The following is a 388-nucleotide window of genomic DNA, read 5'->3' as shown; positions in this document are numbered from 1 at the left end:
CAGCCAGAGTGTCACTGTCGTGGCAGCCGGTGGGGCCACCACAACGGTCTATGAAACGGCATTAGCGGATGGGCGCAATGAGCTGTCAGACCCGGCCCTGAACAGTGACACCCGAGAGGCGGTGAGCGGCACCTTCACGGTGAGCGCAACCGATGGTGTGGCGAGCATCACCGTGCTGGGTCAAAACTTTGTACCGGGCGGCGTGTTGCCACAGGGCATCAATACCGGTAATGGGTTGCTGGATATCACTAGCGTGACGTTGAGCGCGGATGGCAAGAGTGCGACGGTTGGATACACCTATACCTTGTCGGACAATGTGCTGACCCCGCCGGCAGCCACGGATCATTTCGACGACATAAGTAACTTCATCACGGTGACTGGGGTCAGT

The 388-nt window shown here is 58.8% G+C and carries 1 protein-coding gene; it reads left to right on the top strand.

Annotated elements, in window-relative coordinates:
• Positions 1 to 388 (top strand): hypothetical protein (locus J9885_RS19410; protein ID WP_210550464.1); only part of this gene is annotated, 388 nt, incomplete at both ends.

The sequence above is a fragment of the Aeromonas sp. SrichE-2G genome (assembly GCF_017939565.1).
Taxonomy (GTDB): domain Bacteria; phylum Pseudomonadota; class Gammaproteobacteria; order Enterobacterales; family Aeromonadaceae; genus Aeromonas; species Aeromonas taiwanensis.
This window is presented reverse-complemented; position numbering and strand designations above follow the sequence as displayed.